This is a genomic window from Achromobacter sp. GbtcB20 (genome assembly GCF_019091095.1).
GTDB lineage: Bacteria > Pseudomonadota > Gammaproteobacteria > Burkholderiales > Burkholderiaceae_B > Achromobacter > Achromobacter mucicolens.
In genome coordinates this window covers 1-484 of sequence record NZ_JAGXJZ010000220.1, presented here as the reverse complement: position 1 = coordinate 484, position 484 = coordinate 1, and the positions used below count along the sequence as shown (strand labels likewise).

Sequence of the window (484 nt, the reverse complement as noted above, 5' to 3'; positions counted from 1 at the left end):
ACCGTGAACACCGACTCGAGGCCGCCGGCGCCGCCCAGCAGGTGGCCGGTCATCGACTTGGTCGAGTTGACCACCAGCTTCTTCGCGTGGTCGCCGAAGGTGCGCTTGATGCCCTGCACTTCGGCCAGGTCGCCCAGCGGCGTCGAGGTGCCGTGCGCGTTGATGTAATCCACCTGGTCGGCGTTCAGGCCGGCGTTGGCCAGCGCCGAGACCATGCAGCGGCTGGCGCCGCTGCCGTCTTCGACCGGCGCGGTGATGTGGTTCGCATCCGCGCTCATGCCGAAGCCCAGCAGCTCGGCGTAGATCTTCGCGCCGCGCGCCTTGGCGTGCTCGTATTCTTCCAGCACCAGGACGCCTGCGCCCTCGCCCAGCACGAAGCCGTCGCGGTCGCGGTCCCAGGGACGCGAAGCCGTGGCCGGATCGTCGTTGCGCGACGACAGCGCGCGTGCCGAGGCGAAACCGCCCAGGCCCAGCGGCGAGATGG

1 protein-coding gene is annotated in these 484 nt (G+C 70.2%); it reads right to left on the bottom strand.

Annotated features, from left to right (window positions below):
• A partial coding sequence (locus tag KVT32_RS28675; protein ID WP_305864207.1) for a beta-ketoacyl synthase N-terminal-like domain-containing protein occupies nt 1–484 on the bottom strand: 484 nt, incomplete at both ends.